Consider the following 19,986-nt stretch of genomic DNA (forward strand, 5'->3'; position numbering starts at 1 on the left):
CTAAAACGTAGTCTCGACTACGCACAAGTGCCTGCTGAAAGCCAGCCAGTCCTACGGCTTTAAGGCGGTGATGGGGAACACGTAGATGTCGTGCTCAGCGTCGTAGCGGCAGAAGGGTGAGGTTGCGGTGAGGACGGCCGAGAACGCAGGCTTCGGATTGCGCGCGGCAGGGTTCGCCGCGACTTTCTGACGCAAGCGCTCGATGTTCCTGATGCCGTCGGGTACCTTGGCCTCGCCGAGCTTGACCTCCAGCGCCGCCCAGCGACCGTCGCGCAGTTCGATGATGGCGTCGACCTCCAGACCGTCAGAGTCGCCGTAGTAGCGCAACGACCCCGGGTGAGCTCCGGGCATGCAGGCGGCGTAGGCCCGGAGGTCGTGAATGCACAATGACTCGAAGAGCAACCCGAACGTCTGCCCATCGGACAACAGGCGCTCAGGGCCCATGCCAAGCGCAGCGGCGGGGATTGAAGGGTCGGCGAAGTAGCGCTTGGGCTTGGTGCGCAGGCGCGACTTCGCGCGCACGGGCGCATCCCAGCCGTGCAGGCTTTCGATTACGTACATGCTCTCGAGCATGTCAAGATAGGACGTCACGGTAGAGGTAGCCGGCGCACCGAACTCGTCGCCAAGGGCCGCATCCTGAGCGATGGTCTGCAGGGTAGCCGCCGTAGCAACGTTGCGTGCCAGCGAGAACACGATACGCCGGGCCATATCGGACGTGCCACCCTTCCTGGGAACGCTGACCTCGAACATGGCGTCGAGGTACTGGTCGACGACCTCTGCGGCCGTTTGGGCGTTGGCCCCGAGCAGGGCGGGCCAGCCTCCGCAACAGATGGCATCAGCCAAGGGCGCCAAGGAAGCATCGCACGCCGATGGTTCAAACGAACCCTCGAACAGCCCCGACAGCGACACCGCGCCCGTAGACAGCCCGCGTTCCCATAGCGTCATGGTGCTCATATCAACACGCGCTATGCGGCCTGCCCCACTGTGGGTAACGGCGTCTTTGGCCGGGGTGGACGAACCCGTAAGGATGAACAGCCCGCGCTCGCCGCCGGCGGCATCGACCGCGCGGCGCGCGGCGTCCCACGTGGAAGGAACCTCCTGCCACTCGTCGACAACGTGCGGGTGCGCCCCCTGCAGAGCCAGCGTGGGGTCTGCTTCGGCCAACGCCTTGACATTCGGGTCATCCAGGTGCACAACGCTCTCGCCGAACGCCAACGCCGTCCAGGACTTGCCGCACCACTTCGTACCGCGTATCTCGACCGCACCGAAGGTATGAAGCAGCCGATGCAATCGTTCGTCCACAAGGCGCGGATGATACGTTTTCGGCTTCTCCGTTCCATAGGCTAGCATAGTCGAACATTCCTCTCTGACATGGGCATACTATATTTTCGAGGATTATCATACTCGATTTTCGAGGAGGAATACACTCTGTTTTCGAGGATTCATATCGGTGATTTTCGAGAATTTGAAGAACAGTGCGCACCCGATTGAGGGACGTGCGGGCAGTTGGGAGCCGGCAACCGAGCCCACCCCTTGCGGAGCGCAATGCCCAGCGAATAGCCCGACTCTTGCGGAGCGCGGTATACTGCTGCGCAGAACAATCGATTCGGACAGGGGGCATCGGTGCACGGCAATATCCCAGATGCGGTAGACCATGCGCTGCGCAGTCCTCGTTCCCTGGCGCCGTTGGTGCTGGTCATGGGCTTTTTGGGCGCCACGGCGCGCTATGCTCTGGAGATGCTCCTGCCCGCGCAATGCGGATTCCCCGTCGCCACGCTTGCAGTGAACATATTCGGTTGTTTCACGTTGGAGATCGTCAATCAATTCGTCGCGCGCCGAACGAACCTGCCGGCGCCGTTGGTGAGGTCGATGGGCATCGGGCTTATCGGGGCGTTCACCACCATCGCTGCGCTTTCCACCGAGAATCTGGCGCTTTTGCAGCAGGGGCGTTACGGCATGTTCGCGTTGTACCTGGGTATCACCGTGTTCGCCACGTTCGGGGCCGCCTACGCGGGGAAGCGCATCGCCGACGCTATGGGCCCGCGCTATAGCGCGTATCACCAAATCGCGGCCCCACGCGACAGTGCGCAACACCAGGTCGCAGGCCCGCAAGCAGATTCCCCGCAGAACGAAGGCGATGCGCGATGAGCCCGCTGACGCTGATCATGGTCGGCCTAGGCGGAGCAGCCGGCGCGCTGTGCCGCCATAGGGCGCTTTCGTTCATGAAACCCCGCTCGAACAGCTGGTTTCCCTGGCCAACGCTGCTGGTGAACCTTACGTCGTGCACGGTCGCCGGGGCGGCACTTGCAGGGGCCGCCGCACTGGGCCAAACCGCCTACATAGCGCTGACCATGGGGCTTCTGGGCGGCTTCTCCACGCTTTCCACCATGAACTGCGAGGCTGTCGATATGGCCACGGAAGGACATCACGGAGAAGCGGCAGCATACCTGGTGGTCACCTACGGCTCAACCCTAGGCGCCGCCGCACTGGGCTTCGCCTTAGCGCACGCGGTTCTGGGAAGTTAACGCAGGCCGGCAGCCCTTTCAAGCACACAAGCCTTAGCTTTGGTGCCGTCAATACTTTTGCGCAAACGCACAAAGCGGCGCAGCGCGAGCACAATCGCCCGCGCTGCGCCGCACGCCTACCGCAAGATCACGCCGTTACGCCGCCCGCAAGCTCACGGGCCCAACGCTTCCCTACAGCCCCACCTTCGCCGCCTGATAGGTGCGAATGCGGTCGCGGAGGTTCTGCACATCGAACAGCACCGACACCAGAAACGCCACGGTGAGCGGAGCGCCCACGAAGCCGTTGCGCGGCGCCAGCATGAAGATGAGCGGCGCGCCGAAGATCATGATGGGCACCAGCAGCATCACAAGCAGGCTGCCCATGCGCTTGTACAGGCCGTAGATGATGGACGCCATTACATACAGGAACAGGCCCGTTGCCGAGGAGCCAGCGATGGAGAGCACCGCAAGCGCCGCCACCTTGGCGGCGACCATGAGCGCCTCGTCGCGCAGGCCCTTCTTCGCGCGGGCGAACACCTCTTCGCCGGTTTGCTGCGGCGCGCTTGCGGCGCGGAACGGCGCGAACGGGTCGAAGGGGTCGTATTCCACGGTGAAGCCGCCGAACGGCCATTCTACGCCACCGGTGCGCTGACCTGCGCCGTTTTGCCCCGAACCCGGGCGCTGCGAGCCAGCCGCACCGCTGAAGATGTCGTCCCAGCTGGTCCACACGTACGTAGTCTGGCCCTGAGCCGCGTCGCCGAACGGCCAGCCGGCGAACGGGTCGAACGGGTTGCCCTGACCGGACGCACCGCCCTGCCCCGCCGAGCCCGTCGGGTGCGCATAGGGGTTGCCCGCATACGGACGCGGGTCGCGGCGCGGATCGAACTCGGGCGACCAGCTGCGGTCGATCAGCACGTCGCGCGCTTCGTTGATCTGTTTGGTAAGCTCCTCGGCCTCGGCGTGCTCCTTCGAGTCCAAGGGGAACTTGTCGGGATGATGGGCGATGACGAGCTTGCGGTGAGCCTTCTTGATCTCATCGTCGCTAGCCCCATCGGCCAAGCCCAGTATTTTGAGTGCTTCTGATTTCTTCATAACGCCGACTATACGGGACGATGCCCACCGCACAACCAAAACGCCGGGGATGTCACGCATTCGTCAGAAAAAACCGGCGCGAAAACCGCACGGAACCACCGAAATCAGCGCATAAAGAAAGCGGCCCGCCGAAAAGGCGGACCGCTCGCAGGTTTCGCTTCCCCGCACCCTTGCAGGCGCAGCGGACGCAAACGATGCCGGCAACTCGAACGCGAGCGCATCACGCGCACACGCCCTCAGCGAGGCAGACGCGCCAAGCGGCGCACCCCCGCCCCGCCCGCCGGCTTCGCAAACTAGTGGCGGAAGTGGCGATGGCCGGTGAACACCATGGCGATGCCGTGCTCGTTGCACGCCTGGATGGACTCCTCGTCGCGCACGGAGCCGCCGGGCTGGATGATGGCAGTGATGCCCCACTCGGCCAGCGTGTCCACATTGTCGCGGAACGGGAAGAACGCGTCGGACGCGCACACCAGGCCCTTGGGCTCCACGCCCATGCGCTCGCACGCCTCATGGGCGCGCTTGCATGCCAAAAGCGCGCTGTCCACGCGGTTGGGCTGGCCCGGGCCCATGCCGATGCCGGCATGGTCGCGCGACACCAGGATGGCATTGGACTTCACGCCCTTGCACACGCGCCATGCGAACATGAGCTCGTGCATCTCGGCGTCCGTGGGCTTGCGATCGGTGGGAACGGTGAAGGTTGCCGGATCCTCGGACACGTGATCGACGTCCTGCACCAGCACGCCGCCGTCGACGGAACGGACCTCGACGGCAGCCGGGGCGTCGATGCCGCCGGTGCGCAGCACGCGCAAGTTCTTCTTCTGCTGCAGAAGCTCAAGCGCGGCGGACTCGAACTCGGGGGCGATGAGCACCTCGACGAACTGCTTGTTCTCGTTGATGTGCTCGACCATCTCCAGCGTGACCTGGCGGTTCGCCGCGATGATGCCACCGAAGGCGCTCTTCGGGTCGCAGGCGAAGGCCTTGTCGTAGGCCTCGGTGATGTTCTCGGCCGTGGCGGAACCGCAGGGGTTCTGGTGCTTCAGGATGATGACCGCCGGCTCGTCGAGCTCGCGCACGAGCGACCAGCACGCGTCGGTGTCCAGGATGTTGTTGTAGGACAGCTCCTTGCCGTTGAGCTGCTGGGCATTGACCAGGCTGTGCTCATGGGCGAACTCGTCCACGCGGTAGAAGACGGCCTGCTGATGCGGGTTCTCGCCGTAGCGCAGGTCCTGCTGCTTCTGCATGTACAGGGCGCACTCGGGCGGGAACTCGCCCTGAGCCTCAATGCCCTCCTCGCAGCCGCAGCCGCAGCCCTCGCCGTGCTCATGCGGATGCGCGGCCTGGACCTGGTCGAACAGGAAGTCGGCGATTGCGCCGTCGTAGGCGTTGGTGGTCTCGAACACCTCGAGGGCCAGCTCCATGCGGGTCTCGCGCGTGGTGGCGCCGCCGTTGGCGCGCATCTCGGCGAGGATGCCCTCATAGGTTTCGGGGTCGGTGACCACGGTGACGCTCTCGAAGTTCTTCGCGGCGCTGCGCAGCATGGAAGGACCGCCGATATCGATGTTCTCGATGCAGGTGCCGAAGTCCGCGCCGGACTCGACCGTCTTCTCGAACGCGTACAGATTCACGACCACCATGTCGATCATCTGGATGCCGTGCTCGGCCGCCTCGGCCATGTGCTTGGCGTTATCGCGCTTGGCCAGCAGGCCGCCGTGCACCATGGGATGCAGGGTCTTCACGCGGCCGTCCATCATTTCGGGGAACTTCGTCACCTCGTCGATGGGCGTGACCGGCACGCCGGCCTCCGCGATGACGCGGGCGGTGCCGCCCGTGGAGATGATCTCCGCGCCGAATTCGTCATGCAGCGCGCGGGCGAACTCGACGACGCCCGTCTTGTCCGTCACCGAGATGAGTACGCGCTTGACCTTCGGATCTGCCACTTGCTCTCTCCTTACCTTGAGCCGTTCCTTGTTAGTCCGTTCCTTATCGCAAAGCGGGGCTTTGCGCCGAAGCGCCGCCCGCAAGATGCCTGTTTCGGGGTTGCCTGCCGGGCCCTAACGGCCCAGGCTTTCCTCGTGGCGCGCCCGCGCCTCGGGGCTGTAGCGCTGCGTATATCGTACATCGACCAGCTCAGCCACGATGGAGATAGCCAATTCCGCCGGGGTTTTGGCACCGAATTTCAGGCCGATGGGCCGCTTGATGCGTTCCCAGTCAGCCTCGGAGGCGCCGCGAGCCAGCACCAAATCGTGCACGGTGGAGTTCTTCCCCTTGCAGCCCATCATGCCGACGTAGTGCACGTTGTGCCTGACGGCCCACACGCAGCCCTCGGGGTCGAACATGTGGCCGCGCGTGAGCACGCACACGTAGTCGCCGGGCGCGGGGGCGAGCTTGTCCAGCTCGTCGAAGTTGCCGCCGTCGAGCAGCACGCGCTCGGCGTCGGGGAAGCGCTCGGGCGAGAGGTACGCCGGGTCGTAGTCGACCGCGGTGACGGCGAAGCCCACATGCGCGGCCAGCGCGCTCACCTCGGCAGCGGCGTCGGAAGCGCCGAGCAGCCACACGCGCACCTGGTTAAACAGCGGCACGGAAAGCCAGGTCAGGCCGTCGAATTGCTCGTTATGCATGCCGGGGCCGCGCGTGATGTCCTTCATCTGGAACACGTCGCGCGGGCTGGGCGTGCGCGCGGAGACGATCTCCTTCGCGTCGTTGCAGAAGAACACCATGCCGGCGCCGTCGGCCGAGCCGGTGTCGCCGTACTTCTTCGTGACCTCGTTGTCGGTGTTGGCCTGCGCGGCGGCGGGGTCGAACACCACCTTGAAGCCCAGCCATGCCAGGTCGCCCTCGGCCATGGCGCGAGCGGCGCGCTCGAAGGTGGGCGCGTCATCAGCGGTGAGGGCGGCGGAAAGTTTCCCCAGGTCATCGGGCGAAACATGCATGTTGCCCTTCAGCGCCTCAGCGGAAAAGCACGGGAAGTCGGCGGGCGAAAGCTCCACCGCGCGTCCCGCGCGCAGATCGGCGGCGATGCCCGCCAGCGTTTCCCTACTCAGCAAGGTGCACCTTGCCCTCCGCATCGACGCTCACGCGGCCGGCGGCCAACCAGCCCAGCACGCGCGGGTACAGCTCGTGTTCCACCTGGTGGATGTGGGCTTCCAGGGTTTCAAGCGTGTCGCCCTCGGCCACGCGCACCGGCTCCTGCGCCACGATGGGGCCCTTGTCGTAGTCCTCGTTGGCGAAGTGGACGGTGACGCCCGTGACCTTCACGCCCGCGTTGAACGCATCGGCGATGGCGTGCGCGCCCTTGAACGAGGGCAAAAGCGCCGGATGCAGGTTGAGCACGCGGTTGGGGAAGGCGTTGAGCATGACGGGCGTGACCTTGCGCATGTAGCCGGCCATGACCACGTATTGCGCGCCGGCTTCCTGCAGCGCGGCCACAATCTGCGCGTCGGCCGCCTCGGGGTCGGCGTACTTTTCACGATTCATGACCAGCACGGGGATGCCGGCGGCGTTGGCGCGCTCGATGCCGTACGCATCGGGACGCGACGCGACCACCTTCACCACCTCGACGGGCAGGCCCTTCGCCGCCTCATCAAGAATGGCCTGGAAATTCGTGCCGCTGCCGGAGAGCAGCACGCCGATCTTCAACTTTTCGGACACGAGACAGCCTTTCATCAAGCGGCGCCCAACCAGCCCCGCGATTCGCACTATGCAACCAGTATACGTGCAGGCAGCAAGCCCAGCCCCCCGCTCTCGGCAAGCGCCATCAAGTATTCAAGGGGAAGGAGAAACGAGAGGGCGCGTTCGCGAACGAGGCCGCCGCAGCATACACGACGTTCACGGACGAGGAGCTGCAGCGCTTCTGCCACACCATCGCGTTCCTCTGGCAGATACATCCGTTTTACGAGGGGAACACCCGTACCGTCGCCGTGTTCTCGGAGTTGTACCTGAACAGCCTGGGGTTTCAGGTGGCGAACGACCCCTTCGCCAAGCACGCGCGCTACTTCCGCGATGCGCTGGTGCGCGCGCAGTACCGTAACGCAGCGGCGAAGATCTTCCCCGACAACACGTTCCTGATGCGGTTCTACAAAAACGTGATCGGAGAAGACGGCGGCGAAATGAATCGCGCGGACATGATCTGTGCCCGCCTGTTCGACGACCCCACCCTGCTACGCAACGTCGACCCCAAGGATGCGTTGCGTAAAGGGAAGGATGCGTGAACGGGGAACGGAGGCGTACTCACTTCGGCAGTTCCTTAAACACTGATTTGGCTACATATAAATCAGGAAATCGCTCGGAGGAATGATTCCGTTTCAGTACAGGCGGTCCCCCAATCTAACGGCATGAGCAGCGTGCCACCAATCTTTACTCGATTTTGGGCATGCGGGACCCTCCGTAACGTATGCGTCGATAGCACAAAATGATCCGTCGTGCTCGATATGAACCGGGTCGGACAACTTACGCTGCACTCAAGTGTTTATGAGTATGTCTTATAATCATTGTCAATATTATGGGTGCATGGCTTTTACAATTACGCGGATAGGTTTCCTCATGGTTTTCGACAAAGAGGCTTCGTTTGAAGAGGCGGTAATTACCGTACTGAAACAGCACGGGTGGAATGATGCGGAAGGAGTCCTTCGGTACCCCACCGAACAAGACCTTATCGACAACTGGGCAAAGATTCTATTCAACAACAACGCCGGCATAGACCGCCTGAACGGCTGCCCGCTTACGCAGGGTGAGATGGCGCAGGTCATCGAGCAAATCGAAACACTTAAGACCCCGTTGGCGCTCAACGGGTTCATCAACGGCAAAACCGTCGCCATCACGCGCGACAACCCCGATGACGCCCTCCATCTGGGTAAGGAAGTCAGCCTGAAAATTTACGACCGGCAAGAGATCGCAGCAGGCCAAAGCCGTTACCAAATCGCCCAGCAGCCAATCTATCCCGCAAAAAGCAAAATCCTTAACGATCGTCGTGGTGATCTATGCCTGCTTATAAATGGCATGCCGGTCATCCACATCGAGCTCAAGCGCAGCGGCGTGCCCGTAAGCCAAGCAACCGGCCAAATCGAAAAATACGCCCACGAAGGTGTGTTCACGGGCCTCTTCCGCCTGGTGCAAATCTTCGTGGGATTGACTCCCGACGAGGCACGGTACTTTGCCAACCCCGGAACAGGCGCGTTCAACCCCAACTTCTTCTTCCACTGGGAAGACTTCAATAACGAGCTCGTCTGCGCAGGCGACAAACCTGGCACCGACGAATGGAAGAGATTCACCTCGACACTTCTCTCTATTCCCATGGCGCATCAGCTCATTGGGTTCTACACCGTGGCCGACAGCTCTGATGGTTGCCTAAAAGTCATGCGCAGCTACCAGTACTACGCCGCCGCAGCCATCTCAGACAAGGTCCGCAGATGTAAATGGGACGAACCACGCCACAGCAGCACACCCGGTCGCCCCGGTGGCTACATCTGGCACACCACCGGCTCCGGTAAAACCATGACCAGCTTTAAATCTGCTCAGCTTATCGCCGACTCTCATGATGCCGACAAGGTCGTATTCCTAATGGATCGCATCGAGCTTGGCACCCAGTCGCTCTCGGAGTACCGCTCTTTTGCCGACGACGCCGATGACGTGCAGGGCACCGAGAATACGCAGGTCCTCAAGTCCAAACTCGCCAGCGACGACCCCAAGAATCGCCTTATCGTCACCTCCATCCAGAAAATGAGCAACGTGAAGGCCGGCGAAGCCAGAATAACTCAAGCCGAGCTTGACCATCTTGCCGCCAAGCGTATCGTATTCATCATCGATGAGTGCCATCGATCCACCTTCGGCGATATGCTCCAGGACATACGCCGCGCGTTCCCCAATGCCCTATTCTTCGGTTTCACGGGAACACCGATCCTCGATGAGAACCAGAAGAAGGGATCGACCACGGCCATGGTGTTCGGCGAATGCCTGCACCGCTACAGCATTGCTGACGGTATTCGCGACAGCAATGTGCTAGGCTTCGACCCCTACATGGTGACAACGTTCGACGACCACGACGTACGCGAAGCGGTTGCCCTCGAGCAAGCAAAGGCCGCAACCGTTGCCGAGGCCATCTCCGACGACCGGAAGAGCAAGGTCTTCTACCACTATATGGACTCGGCAAAGGTCCCCATGGGACCGATGGTCGACAGCGCCGGCAACCACATCAAGGGAATCGAGGATTTCCTCACCCGCGCCCAATACTGGCCCGGCACCCCGCACCACGGAAAGGTTGTAGAGGACATCCTGCGCCGTTTCCCTGTACTCTCCCACGGCAATAAGTTCCATGCAATCTTGGCGACGAGCTCCATCCCGGAGGCAATCGACTATTACCGAGCCTTCAAGGAACGCGCTCCGCAGATGAAGGTGGCCGCCCTTTTCGACCCGAACATCGACAACAACGCCGGCTCCACGGTAAAGGAAGACGCCCTGGCCGAGCTCATAGAAGACTATAACAAGGCTTACGACCAGGAGTTTACCATCCCTACATGGCCCGCCATGAAGAAGGATATATCGGCGCGCCTGTCCCACAAGAAGCCCTACGTCAACGTTGACTCCAACCGCGATTCCCGCATCGACCTGCTCATAGTGGTGGACCAGATGCTCACGGGCTTCGATTCCAAGTGGCTCAACACGCTCTACCTCGATAAGGTCATCGATTACGAAAGTATCATCCAGGCGTTCAGCCGCACAAACCGACTGTTCGGCCCCGATAAGCCTTTCGGGACGATTCGCTATTACCGCCGACCCCACACCATGAAGGGCTATATCGAAGCAGCAGTGAAGCTGTATTCGGGAGACCGCCCGCTCGACATGTTCGTCCAGAAACTACCAGACAATATCGCACTGATGGATGCGCGCCTGCAGGAGATACTCATGGTCTTCGAGGCCGCGGGTGTTGGAGACCTCTCCAAACTCCCCGCATCGCAGGAAGCAAGACGCAAGTTCGCGAAGGAATTTGTCGAACTTAATGAATTCCTTGAAGCCGCGAAAGTACAAGGTTTTACCTGGGAGCAAGACACGTACGTGTTCAAGAAGGAGCCTAAAGAAGGCGCGCGCTGCGGCGAGTCCATCATCGTTCAGCCCATTATCGATGAGCGAACCTATCTCATCCTCGTACAGCGCTATAAAGAGCTCTTCTCTGGGGGTGCGGCGGACAGCGTCCCCGACGCACCTTACGAACTCGATGGGCACATCACGGAAATCGACACAGGCCTCATAGACAGCGATTACATGAACTCTAACTTCGAGAAGTGGCTGAAGTGCCTAGAGCAAGACGATAAGGGCCTCGCAGCTGCACGCGAAGAGCTACACCGTTCTTTTGCATCTTTAAGCCAAGATGACCAGCGCTTCGCAGAGCTGTTCCTACACGACGTGGAGCGCGGCGACGCAACCCTTAAGGAGGGCATGACGCTGAGAGACTACATTACGTCGTATGCCCACAAAGCCAAGAATGCTCAGGCCCAACGCGTCGTCGAAGCGCTCGGCATAGATGGCGATCTTCTCACCACCATGACCGCGCTTAACTTGACGGAATCGAACATAAATGAATTCGGGCGCTTCGACGACCTGAAAGACTCGGTAGACAAGGCTCGTGCCAAAGCTTTCTTCGAGCAGAAGGAAGGTAAAAGCCTGCCGCCGTTCAAGGTGAATACCCGCGCTGCAGCGCTTCTCAAAAAGTTTATCCTAGAAGGCGGCTTCGACATCGACGAGTGAGCGGCATCATCATCCTTCATCAGCGTGAGCCACCACACATGATGAAGGAGACAAATAATGCTCATCGCCATCACCGAAGACTCCCTCTTTTGCGATTACTACTCGCAATGGGTCAGTGTCTATAAAGAGGGAGCCATCCGCGAGGTCACGATGGGGAAATATCGACTCACTCAATCTTGGCTTGCCAAGCTTATCCCTAACCTCAAAATCAAGGACCTGGACCGAACCTCGTATCAGCAGCTCATCAATGGTTACGCCGAGCATCACGAGCGGCAAACGACCATGGATTTTCACCACCAGCTGAAAGGCGCGATCCTCGACGCCGTTGATGAGGGTCTCATCCCGCGCGATCCCACGCGAAAGGCAATCATCAAGGGCAAGCAACCGCGGGCAAAGAAGATAAAGTACCTCAACCAATTCGAACTCCATGCTATGCTTGGCGACCTCGACTTGTCGACAAGCGAACCAAGTTGGGACTGGCTTATTCTCATCGTCGCCAAAACAGGCCTGCGCTTCTCCGAGGCGCTAGGACTCACCCCCGAGGACTTCGACTTTGCCCATCAAACGCTTTCCGTAAACAAAACCTGGGACTACAAAAACGGTGGCGGCTTCGTTCCCACGAAAAACGCCTCGTCAGTACGGAAGGTTCAGCTCGACTGGCAACTAATAATGCAGCTTTCCGGGCTCTTGAGGAGCCTTCCCCCGACCGAACCAATATTCGTCAAGGGTAAGGTATATAACTCAACAGCGAACAGCGTACTGGCACGCCACTGCAAAAATGTCGGCGCGCCGGTGATATCCGTCCATGGGTTGCGTCACACACATGCATCGCTCCTCTTGTTTGCCGGCGTATCCATAGCGAGCGTATCGAGAAGGCTCGGTCATGCAAGCATGACCACCACCCAGGAAACTTATCTTCATGTCATTCAAGAGCTTGAAAACAAAGACATCGACATCGTCATGAGAGCCCTTTCCACCCTCATATAACCCATATCAGTAAACTGTGGCTCACGCTGATGAAGGGTGATGAGGGTATCGAGCTCGTCTAAGTATTTGCCGATTCTTACCTGTTCGTCTCTATTGGGTAAAGGAACCGTGGCATTCCCTACGAGCTCTTTGTTCAGGTTATTTACCGTGCTTCCAGAGGCGAACATTCGGTACTGGTCAAGCATTTGGGATGTGCCCAACATATGGCAGAGAAATACAGGATCAAATTGGTTTTGAGTATCTCGGATTAGCAGCCATCCGTCATGAATACAGCCCTCAACAGCCATAATGTACGGTCTACCGAAGCTCATAGAGTTAGAGAGAACTAGGTCGCCTGGATATACTTGCCTCGTTTTCGAAAGCCCCTCGAGCTTAATTTTCTCTGAGGTAGAAGTGATGTATCGCCCCATGCTAGGCGCGTCACCAATCTTTACCCAGTTCAGCCCTGCGGGGTCTTCCGTAATATATGCGTCGATGGGACGAGGCGATCCGCCTCGCTCGATAAGAACCAGGTCAGAGAACTTACGCTGTTCCCAAGGGTCAGTAAAACCGACGAAGCGGATTTCAGGCACATTGGTCTTTTCCGTCATGCTATTCACCTCCCAACAGTTTCCGCAGCTCAGCAATGCCCGCCATATCGTGTTCGTTGCCCGTGAGCTGGCCCAACATCACCGCCAACTCGTTTTCCGCCTCAGTAATCTGGTTGCATACGTCCGAATAGGTTGTCGCGTACTTTGCGTTCAACGCGACGACCTTTGCGATGAAATCGCTTATGACAGCATTAGGCAGCTTGAGCAAATCGTATTGCAGAGGCTCAATCCACTTCGCAGCAAGCAATTCGTCGCACTGGGTGCCAGTCAGGCCCTCGATGACCTCCTTGGTCTTTTCCTCGAGCGCGGCAAACGCCTCCTTGCTTGCCTTTTTGAGGTTTTTCTCCTCGTCAAGCAGGACCTGAGCGCGCACAAGGCCCTGCTCGAAGTCGCCATCCGGATGCTTGCCGATGCTTTTCACGGCCTTCTTGAGGGATGCCGCAACGAACGCTCCGTCATCGTTGAAAACATCGCTCGAGTTCTTCTCCTCCTCATCGAGGTTATCGAGAATCTCGTCAAGCTCTTGGGAGATCTCACTTAAACGGGAATCGCGCGCGACGATTTCCTTAACATCGTCGGCGAGCAGCTGTTCTTGGACGAGCGCAAACGGCAAGATGCGGCCCGTCCAGCCATCCTGCACTTCGACGTCTTTGCCGTTCTTCTTTTTCATCACCATATTCGGATCGACTTTGCGCACGGCCTCTTTGCCCTCGGTTTGGATAACCTCGAGGTCGCCGGAGATGTCCGTCCACGCATCGTCGAGAGCTTGGTAGGCATCGTACCCGTCGACGAGCGCAACACCATGAAGGGCATCGCGGAGCCATGCTGCAATATGTTCTTCTTCGGCCACGGCATCGACCTGCGATGCACCATCCACCAATCGCTTCCGCAGCTCCTCGGGCAGCTGTGCCAGTGTATCCCGATAGCCACCCAAAAACGAGACGACGTCGGCGTTGGCCCTCACCGTTGCCGTCACGTCGTCTGCCACGGAAGCAAGGCACGGGCCGCCGCCCTCACCGTACAGCTGGCCCTTCAGGCTCGGCCATACCTTCCAGTAGCGGTCGAGAGCGTCGACCTCGGCCTTCGGAACTCCGCCGAACATAGTGGCGTACATGTCCCAGCTCTCAGCAGCTTCGGACGAATCCACATAGCGCGGGATATTGAGGTTGTAATCGTTGGCGCGTATCTCGTCGATGGTCACCAGGCGGCTGAACTTATCGACGGTCGCCCCAGCCGTGACCGCGTCCACGATGCGGCGTATATCGCTCGCACGGAGCTTGTTGTTCTTGCCTTCCTTCGCAAAATGCTTCGAAGCGTCCACGACCAGTACATCGCTGCTCTCACGTTGTTTGCGGAGCACCATAACGATGGTTGGGATGCCGGTACCGAAGAAGATGTTGGCAGGAAGCCCGATGATTGCCTGGATATGGCGGTTCTCCACCAGGTTCTTGCGGATGGCGCCCTCCTCGCCGCCGCGGAACAGAACGCCGTGGGGCAGAACGATGCACATGATGCCGTCGGGGCGCAAGTGATACAAATCATGCAAAAGGAAGGCGTAATCGGCTTTGGATTTGGGGGCAACGCCGAACTTGAAGCGCGGATCGAGTTCCTTGTCTTCCGGATCCCAGCTCTGGGAGTATGGCGGGTTCGACACCACGGCATCGACGAACAGCGGGTTGTAGGTCTCGTCCTTGTTCTCGACCGTATCAAACCAGGGCCAATCGTCTTCGAGCGTATCACCATTGCGCGCCACAATATTGTCGGGGAGTATTCCGCGCATAACCAGATTCATACGCGTGAGGTTGTACGTGTTCTCCTTAAGCTCCTGCGCATAGTATTTGATGGAGTCCGGGTCGCCGCTGCGGCGCGCCACGGCCTTGCCGATATTGATAAGCAGCGAGCCCGATCCGCTCGTGGGGTCGTAGATGGTGATGTTTTCGCGTCCGGCCAGGTGCCACGAGACTATCTCGCTCATGAGCATGGACACCTCGTGCGGCGTGTAGAACTCGCCGGCTTTCTTACCAGCGTTGGCGGCGAAGTTGCTGATAAGGTACTCGTAGATGAAGCCGAGCACGTCGTAGTCCTGGCGACCGTCCATCGGGATGTCCTTGATGAGGTAGATGAGGTCACGAGCAGCCTTGGACTGGCTCCGTGCGTCGGTGCCGAGCTTGGAGAGACCGGTCCGCAGCGTGTCGAAGATGCCGTCGAAGACACGCTTGCGAGCAGGGTCGATGTTGCGGCTAAAGGCATTGAGAGCATCGCGAACGTTCGAAATCTCGAAGTCGCCGCCCTTGGCGACCCAGGTAGAGAAGAGGTTCTCGTAAGCGATGAAGTAGCCGCACTCGCCCTTGACGAACTCGACCGTTTCCTCGTCGTCTTCCACGAGGCTTGGCAAATCTTCCTCAGCGAAATCACGCGCCTTCAGGCGGGCGATTTCGGTTTCGGAGAGAAACTTATAGAAGATGAAGCCCAGGATATAGTCCTTGTATTCGTTTGCCTCGATTTTCGAACGCATCTTGTTAGCGGATTCCCATATCTTTGATGCCAATTGCTGCTTGTTCATCTATTTATCCTCGCTTCTGTAAACTTGGTTGAGCGTCTCACCGTCGTTGTTCACCCATTCGATCCAGCCATTCTGGCTGCCGCCAAGCACGAAGACGGCGGCAGCGCTGGGCGTCGAGAATTCGAGGTCTTCAGCAAGATCCGCGACGCCTGTAAAGCTGTCGAAGATCTCGCTGCGCAGCGCTGCGACGCTCGCATTCTTCAGCACAGGCTTGGAGAGGTTCACCTTCGAGCCGGCGAGAACCGTAAAATGCCCAGTTGCCTTATCGTAGCGCCCTGTTCCGCGTATCCCATTCTTCTTCGTATGGAAGACGGTCGTAGCGCCGGCAGGGCCCTGATCGATTCTGTTCAGGTCGTATCCCAGCGCCGCCATCCTGAATAGGATTCGTTCGTGAAGGCGCTCGACCGCTTCCTCCTTGTACGGGTCGACATAAGGCTTGGGCGTGTCAGAATTATCGGTTTCATACGAGCCATGGGTGCGAACGTATTCGATAGCCTTGGCTTCCAAAACGTCTAAGGCATCTTTGCTGATGTTCTGGTCGTCGTCGAGAAACATGACCGCTTTATTCCAGAACTCTTTTCTTGCCTTGTGAGTGTCAAGACGCGTGATACCTTGAGTAGTTTTGCCAGCGTAAACACGACTCACGTTGCCGTGGTCCTCATCCAGCAGATAATAAATACCGCGTTGTGGGATATTGGGCAGCGCCTTCGCCTCGGCGAGATCTTCCCTCGGGATGATGATGGCAACCAGCGACTCTCCCTCAACACGGCAGATGCGAATGCGGTCCGGCTGCGCATCGATGAGTTGGATCGTGAGGGTCTTGACTCGAATCACGCCTCTATGCCCCCTTCTTCGCGAACTCTTCAATCATGCAGATGCGCACGAAGGTGGAGAAGTTCATGCCGCAAAGAGAGGCCCCTTCTTTCGCCGCATCGCAGAAGATGTCGGGGATGCGCGGAATCACGGAGACCTGGTCGCCGCCTGCCGAGTAGCGCCTTATATCGGTCTTGCTGGCTTTGGATGCAACCAACTCCGTGCAGCTCCTCATCGCACGCTCCTTGCATATGAAGTGTATAGCATTACTTTAAAGCATTATATGCTACGACCTGCTGCAATCGGCTCTCATAGCGCAACGTCGCAGCCTGGGCAAACCGAACCCCAAGGGACTTCGATTCGTCATTTCTGACACGTAAATCAAAGGGCCGCTGGTTGTTCCAGCGACCCTCCTTTGTCCCCGCCTCACGTAGAGTCCACAAGGACTATTTCACTTGAACCATGTTAAGCCATTGACCCGTTTAAGTGAACGACAATCAACCGAACGGGGGCGGAGGAACGCCTACACAACGAACCCTTCTTCCTCAGGGAGCCGGCCGTTCAGCTGGTAGCTCTCAAAGATATGACGGAGCAGGCATAGATAAATACACGGGTGATACCCAGACGTCTTGGCATCGACGCCGCACAGCTTGTCGACCACGATGTCGCCACGGTCCATCATCCCCGCAAAATCAGGGTGTCTAACGATTGCTTTCTCGACGCGCCCCTTCCCGCCGTTAGGCAGTCTTTTGACCCTTCCGTGCATCGCCAGCTCGATGAGACAGGACTTGCTGATGGTGAACTGCCCTTCCTCGCTTACGAGCGCATTGCGCGCGTCCTTATCTCGGACGTTCCAGTTTTCGCCAGTGTAAGAGTAGATAGCGATTTCATCGTCCTCCACCTCAAGCCGGGCGTGTCCCGCATAACCAAGCGACATCGGCGCACCTCTTTCTTCCTTACACCCGATTATAAATGCCCGCTTGTCCAGTGCGCGACCAACCCGCCCGATGGCATGCCACATCAAGAAGCACCGCCCCTGCACATTCGCTTCCGGAAAGTTAAGGAGGGAGGCCTCCAATCATTCACGAACGCCAACGAGTTCAGCGAAAGAGGCTTGCTGCCAGTTAGCCAACGCGGTGATTGCCCGCTCTACCGCATTCGCTTACCGCGCGCCTGCTTGAGCCAGTTCTTTTTGAAACGGCCTATCCCACCAAAAAACTTGTTGTATGTCTCGCCATCCTCCTTGGCCTCGTACTTGACCAACGCCAACTCTATCGTGCAAAGGTAGTCGGCAACCTGTTCGAGGCGATAGTCGGTCATCGATGTCTTGCGGCGCTGCACCACGCCCTTGGAAAGGACCTTGCTTATCGAGCGGTCAAGCGCCCGCTTCACGATATCCTGGCCGTTGTCGTAGTAGACCTTCACGTCGTCGAAGGATTGGAAAAAGCCCAAGTGGTTGAGCAAGACTTCCGAAATATCGCGCCTCATGCGTTCCGTGAGCTTATCCAAGTCAGCAAACTCGCTTCGACGGTAGGCAAACGTCGTATAGGAAATAGGCAGCTTGCGAACAAACGACGAAAAGTAGGCAAGCATAGCCTTGCGCTGAGATATGCCAAGGTTGGCGTAATCCTTGTGGCCGTTTATAAGAGGCTCAGAATGGAACGGAATATTGGGAAGATCAGCCCTTGCGAGCCTTGTTTCGTAGCCCGTGACCGCCTCGGTAATGCTCTCCGCTTGATCGTGGAAGACGAGCGTAAGCAAATAATAGCGCGCCTTCCCGCCACGATCGCCGCTCTCGTCCACGAAGATGCTGAGCTCCTTGGCCACTGAGCCTCCTACGGTTCTGATAAAAAAAGCCGGGGGACTCCCCCGGCACTTGGAGGTAGCTAACAAGCCACCAAAGCCTTTATACCATGCTCCAAAAATTCACGCAAGGTCGCGCATAGGCGCTTCGCGAAACTAGTGTCGGATACCCTGAAAGACCCGGGGATGCCCTTCTCGCTAATCAGCTCGATGCGTATGTGGGCCAGCATACGCCGGTTGAAGCTGCGTGCAGTCTGAGGTCTCGTTTTCAGGCCCCCTTGTCCAACTAGAACAACAAGAAGGCCACATGAGCGCAAACGGCCTGGGCTATGATTACGACACCTGTTTCGCTAGAAACAACTTATAATCCCCCATGCCTCGAGCGACGCAAAAGTCAGCACAAGCAAAAGGAGCAGCACCAAGATGCATTCCGATTCCGCACTGAACAGATGGAGCGAACCCAGGCTGATGTCGATCGCCGCTCGCTTGCTCAAGGACGGCTTCACGGGCGCTGACAGCTTTGTCATGTCGCCAGCGTGCCTCTACGCTGCGCTCGAGATGCTAGCCAGGGGAGCCGAGGGCAAAACGCTCGAAGAGCTCGAATCGGTCCTCGGCAACGCGGAAACACGCCAAGAAGCATGTTCCCTATTGTTCGCAGCTACCCCGAAGCATCAAACCCCGAGCAACTATCGTCTCAGCATCGCCACCTCGTTGTGGGCAAACAAGCACAGCGCCCCGCTGCGCTCTAGCTTTTCCCGGGCCACAGCAGACATTAACGGTCAGGTTGCTGAAGTGGACTTCGCATCACCCGGGGACAACACCCAAATGTCAGCATGGCTAGACAGGAACACCGGGAGCAAGTTCAACTCGGCGCCAGAATTCGATACCGACACCTTGTTCGCCATCATCAGCGCGCTGTACTTCAAGGACAACTGGGTCGACCGCCTGGAAGACGAGGAGGTCGAGATGACCTTCAACATAGCTTCTGGTCCGACTGTCACGATGATGGGCGGCTTCGGCCTCAACGGGCACCTGCTTAGCGACAACAGGGCAACTGCGGTTTCGTGGCCCATGGAGTCTGGCGCCGCTGTAGTGTTCGCCAAACCCACCGACGCCGCTGCAATCGGCGACTTCATCGGGAGCGGCGAAGCCTGGGACGCCATCATGCGTTGCCGCAAACGCATAGGCACCACCCAACCAGCCGGTGGAATAGAGCTCCTAGTACCGGAACTCGAGATCGAATCCGACGACCAAAACCTCAAAGAAACGCTTCGCGCCATGGGAATAGCAAGGGCTTTCACGATAGAAGCCGAATTGGGTGGCATAACGAAGGCAGGCGCCATGATCAGCGAGGTTATCCAAAGCGCCAAGCTGGCTCTTGATCAAAATGGAGCCGAGGGCGCAGCGTATACCGTCATTGCTGCAGATATAGGCTGCATCCCGGAACCCATGCCGGATTCCGTGAGAGTCGTCTTCGATCAGCCGTTCGCATTCGCCGTCTTCTCGCGTTCCGGCGCGCCTTTGTTTACTGGAGCATATATGGGTCCCTAAGCCCGCAATCGAGAAGACCGCAGTCGGGTTTCGTACGCCAGGAATTTCTGCTGCAGCTTATTGACACATGACCGCCTAAGCGGTCATGATGCTCTCTGCTGGAAAAACCAATTGGTTTTGTAAGGGCGTGTCCGCGAAATCGGATGCGCCCTAGTTTTTTCACCGAATACGCGCGAGTGAACAGGGGACGGAGGTGTGTTCACCCGATATGAGAACACACCTCCGTCCCCTGTTCAACCCGCGAGGACACCACGTCACAACCGGAAAAAGCCGTCCTTGTCTCGCTTTCCACTTGTTACGAACCGCCAGCGAGCAACGCCCGATACAGGAAGGGCTGCCAAGCACT

At 58.9% G+C, this 19,986-nt stretch carries 17 protein-coding genes and 1 pseudogene; 7 read left to right on the top strand and 11 right to left on the bottom strand.

The genetic code is table 11. From position 1 onward, the window contains the following. Positions 1-51: 51 nt before the first annotated feature. Positions 52-1,350 carry a DUF4143 domain-containing protein gene (locus tag Q0G75_RS00955; RefSeq protein WP_294415281.1) on the bottom strand — a complete coding sequence of 433 codons (1,299 nt, stop codon included), beginning with the start codon at positions 1,348-1,350 and terminating at the stop codon, positions 52-54. Positions 1,351-1,623: 273 nt separating this feature from the next. Between Q0G75_RS00955 and Q0G75_RS00960 the strand changes: the two genes are divergently transcribed. Together Q0G75_RS00960 and Q0G75_RS00965 are read left to right on the top strand one after the other, a co-directional pair. Next, on the top strand, positions 1,624-2,148 hold the full coding sequence (locus Q0G75_RS00960) for a CrcB family protein (RefSeq protein WP_294415284.1): 525 nt from the start codon (positions 1,624-1,626) through the stop codon (positions 2,146-2,148). Next, the gene (locus Q0G75_RS00965) at positions 2,145-2,525 is read left to right on the top strand and encodes a CrcB family protein (RefSeq protein ID WP_294415286.1); all 381 of its coding nucleotides are present in this window, start codon (positions 2,145-2,147) and stop codon (positions 2,523-2,525) included. Before Q0G75_RS00960 ends, Q0G75_RS00965 begins: the two co-directional genes overlap by 4 nt. 171 nt (positions 2,526-2,696) lie before the next feature. On the opposite strand, the gene Q0G75_RS00970 is transcribed toward Q0G75_RS00965, so the two are convergent. From Q0G75_RS00970 to purN, 4 genes are all read right to left on the bottom strand, one after another. Continuing rightward, positions 2,697-3,596, bottom strand: a complete 900-nt coding sequence (locus Q0G75_RS00970; RefSeq protein ID WP_294415287.1) for a J domain-containing protein — start codon at positions 3,594-3,596, stop codon at positions 2,697-2,699. A gap of 293 nt (positions 3,597-3,889) precedes the next feature. Then, a complete protein-coding gene (purH, locus tag Q0G75_RS00975; RefSeq protein ID WP_114619850.1) occupies positions 3,890-5,533 on the bottom strand; it encodes a bifunctional phosphoribosylaminoimidazolecarboxamide formyltransferase/IMP cyclohydrolase in 1,644 nt (547 codons plus the stop codon). A gap of 114 nt (positions 5,534-5,647) precedes the next feature. Next, on the bottom strand, positions 5,648-6,640 hold the full coding sequence (locus Q0G75_RS00980; protein ID WP_294415289.1) for an XdhC family protein: 993 nt from the start codon (positions 6,638-6,640) through the stop codon (positions 5,648-5,650). Then, positions 6,630-7,244 (bottom strand): phosphoribosylglycinamide formyltransferase, encoded by a 615-nt coding sequence (gene purN / locus Q0G75_RS00985; RefSeq protein WP_276667602.1) that lies wholly within the window; start codon positions 7,242-7,244, stop codon positions 6,630-6,632. The genes Q0G75_RS00980 and purN overlap by 11 nt, the downstream gene beginning before the upstream one ends. Before the next feature lie 170 nt (positions 7,245-7,414). Between purN and Q0G75_RS00990 the strand changes: the two are divergent. From Q0G75_RS00990 to Q0G75_RS01005, 4 genes and pseudogenes are all read left to right on the top strand, one after another. Then, positions 7,415-7,522, top strand: a pseudogene (locus Q0G75_RS00990) (Fic family protein); the annotation flags it as partial. Positions 7,523-7,552: 30 nt separating this feature from the next. Beyond that, positions 7,553-7,804 (top strand): hypothetical protein, encoded by a 252-nt coding sequence (locus Q0G75_RS00995; RefSeq protein WP_294415291.1) that lies wholly within the window; start codon positions 7,553-7,555, stop codon positions 7,802-7,804. 331 nt (positions 7,805-8,135) lie between these two features. Next, positions 8,136-11,333: an HsdR family type I site-specific deoxyribonuclease gene (locus Q0G75_RS01000; RefSeq protein WP_294415292.1), complete on the top strand. Its 3,198-nt coding sequence runs from the start codon at positions 8,136-8,138 to the stop codon at positions 11,331-11,333. Between the two features lie 57 nt (positions 11,334-11,390). Continuing rightward, on the top strand, positions 11,391-12,320 hold the full coding sequence (locus tag Q0G75_RS01005; protein ID WP_294415295.1) for a site-specific integrase: 930 nt from the start codon (positions 11,391-11,393) through the stop codon (positions 12,318-12,320). Here the strand turns inward: Q0G75_RS01005 and Q0G75_RS01010 are convergent. The 6 genes from Q0G75_RS01010 to Q0G75_RS01035 form a co-directional block, all read right to left on the bottom strand. Further along, a complete protein-coding gene (locus Q0G75_RS01010) occupies positions 12,260-12,910 on the bottom strand; it encodes a restriction endonuclease subunit S (RefSeq protein WP_294415297.1) in 651 nt (216 codons plus the stop codon). The genes Q0G75_RS01005 and Q0G75_RS01010 overlap by 61 nt on opposite strands. Before the next feature lies 1 nt (position 12,911). Then, positions 12,912-15,473 carry a type I restriction-modification system subunit M gene (locus Q0G75_RS01015; protein ID WP_294415299.1) on the bottom strand — a complete coding sequence of 854 codons (2,562 nt, stop codon included), beginning with the start codon at positions 15,471-15,473 and terminating at the stop codon, positions 12,912-12,914. Continuing rightward, the gene (locus Q0G75_RS01020) at positions 15,474-16,307 is read right to left on the bottom strand and encodes a GIY-YIG nuclease family protein (RefSeq protein WP_294415301.1); all 834 of its coding nucleotides are present in this window, start codon (positions 16,305-16,307) and stop codon (positions 15,474-15,476) included. A gap of 4 nt (positions 16,308-16,311) precedes the next feature. Then, positions 16,312-16,521: a hypothetical protein gene (locus Q0G75_RS01025; RefSeq protein ID WP_294415303.1), complete on the bottom strand. Its 210-nt coding sequence runs from the start codon at positions 16,519-16,521 to the stop codon at positions 16,312-16,314. Positions 16,522-16,809: 288 nt separating this feature from the next. After that, positions 16,810-17,223 (bottom strand): hypothetical protein, encoded by a 414-nt coding sequence (locus tag Q0G75_RS01030; RefSeq protein ID WP_294415305.1) that lies wholly within the window; start codon positions 17,221-17,223, stop codon positions 16,810-16,812. A gap of 212 nt (positions 17,224-17,435) precedes the next feature. Beyond that, positions 17,436-18,113: a DUF3800 domain-containing protein gene (locus Q0G75_RS01035; RefSeq protein ID WP_294415306.1), complete on the bottom strand. Its 678-nt coding sequence runs from the start codon at positions 18,111-18,113 to the stop codon at positions 17,436-17,438. Positions 18,114-18,512: 399 nt separating this feature from the next. Between Q0G75_RS01035 and Q0G75_RS01040 the strand changes: the two genes are divergently transcribed. Further along, positions 18,513-19,640, top strand: coding sequence for a serpin family protein (locus Q0G75_RS01040; RefSeq protein ID WP_294415308.1), 1,128 nt, complete (start codon positions 18,513-18,515; stop codon positions 19,638-19,640). The last annotated feature ends 346 nt before the right edge of the window (positions 19,641-19,986 follow it).

Origin of the sequence: uncultured Senegalimassilia sp., from assembly GCF_934636665.1 — a bacterium.
Taxonomy (GTDB): Bacteria; Actinomycetota; Coriobacteriia; order Coriobacteriales; family Eggerthellaceae; genus Senegalimassilia.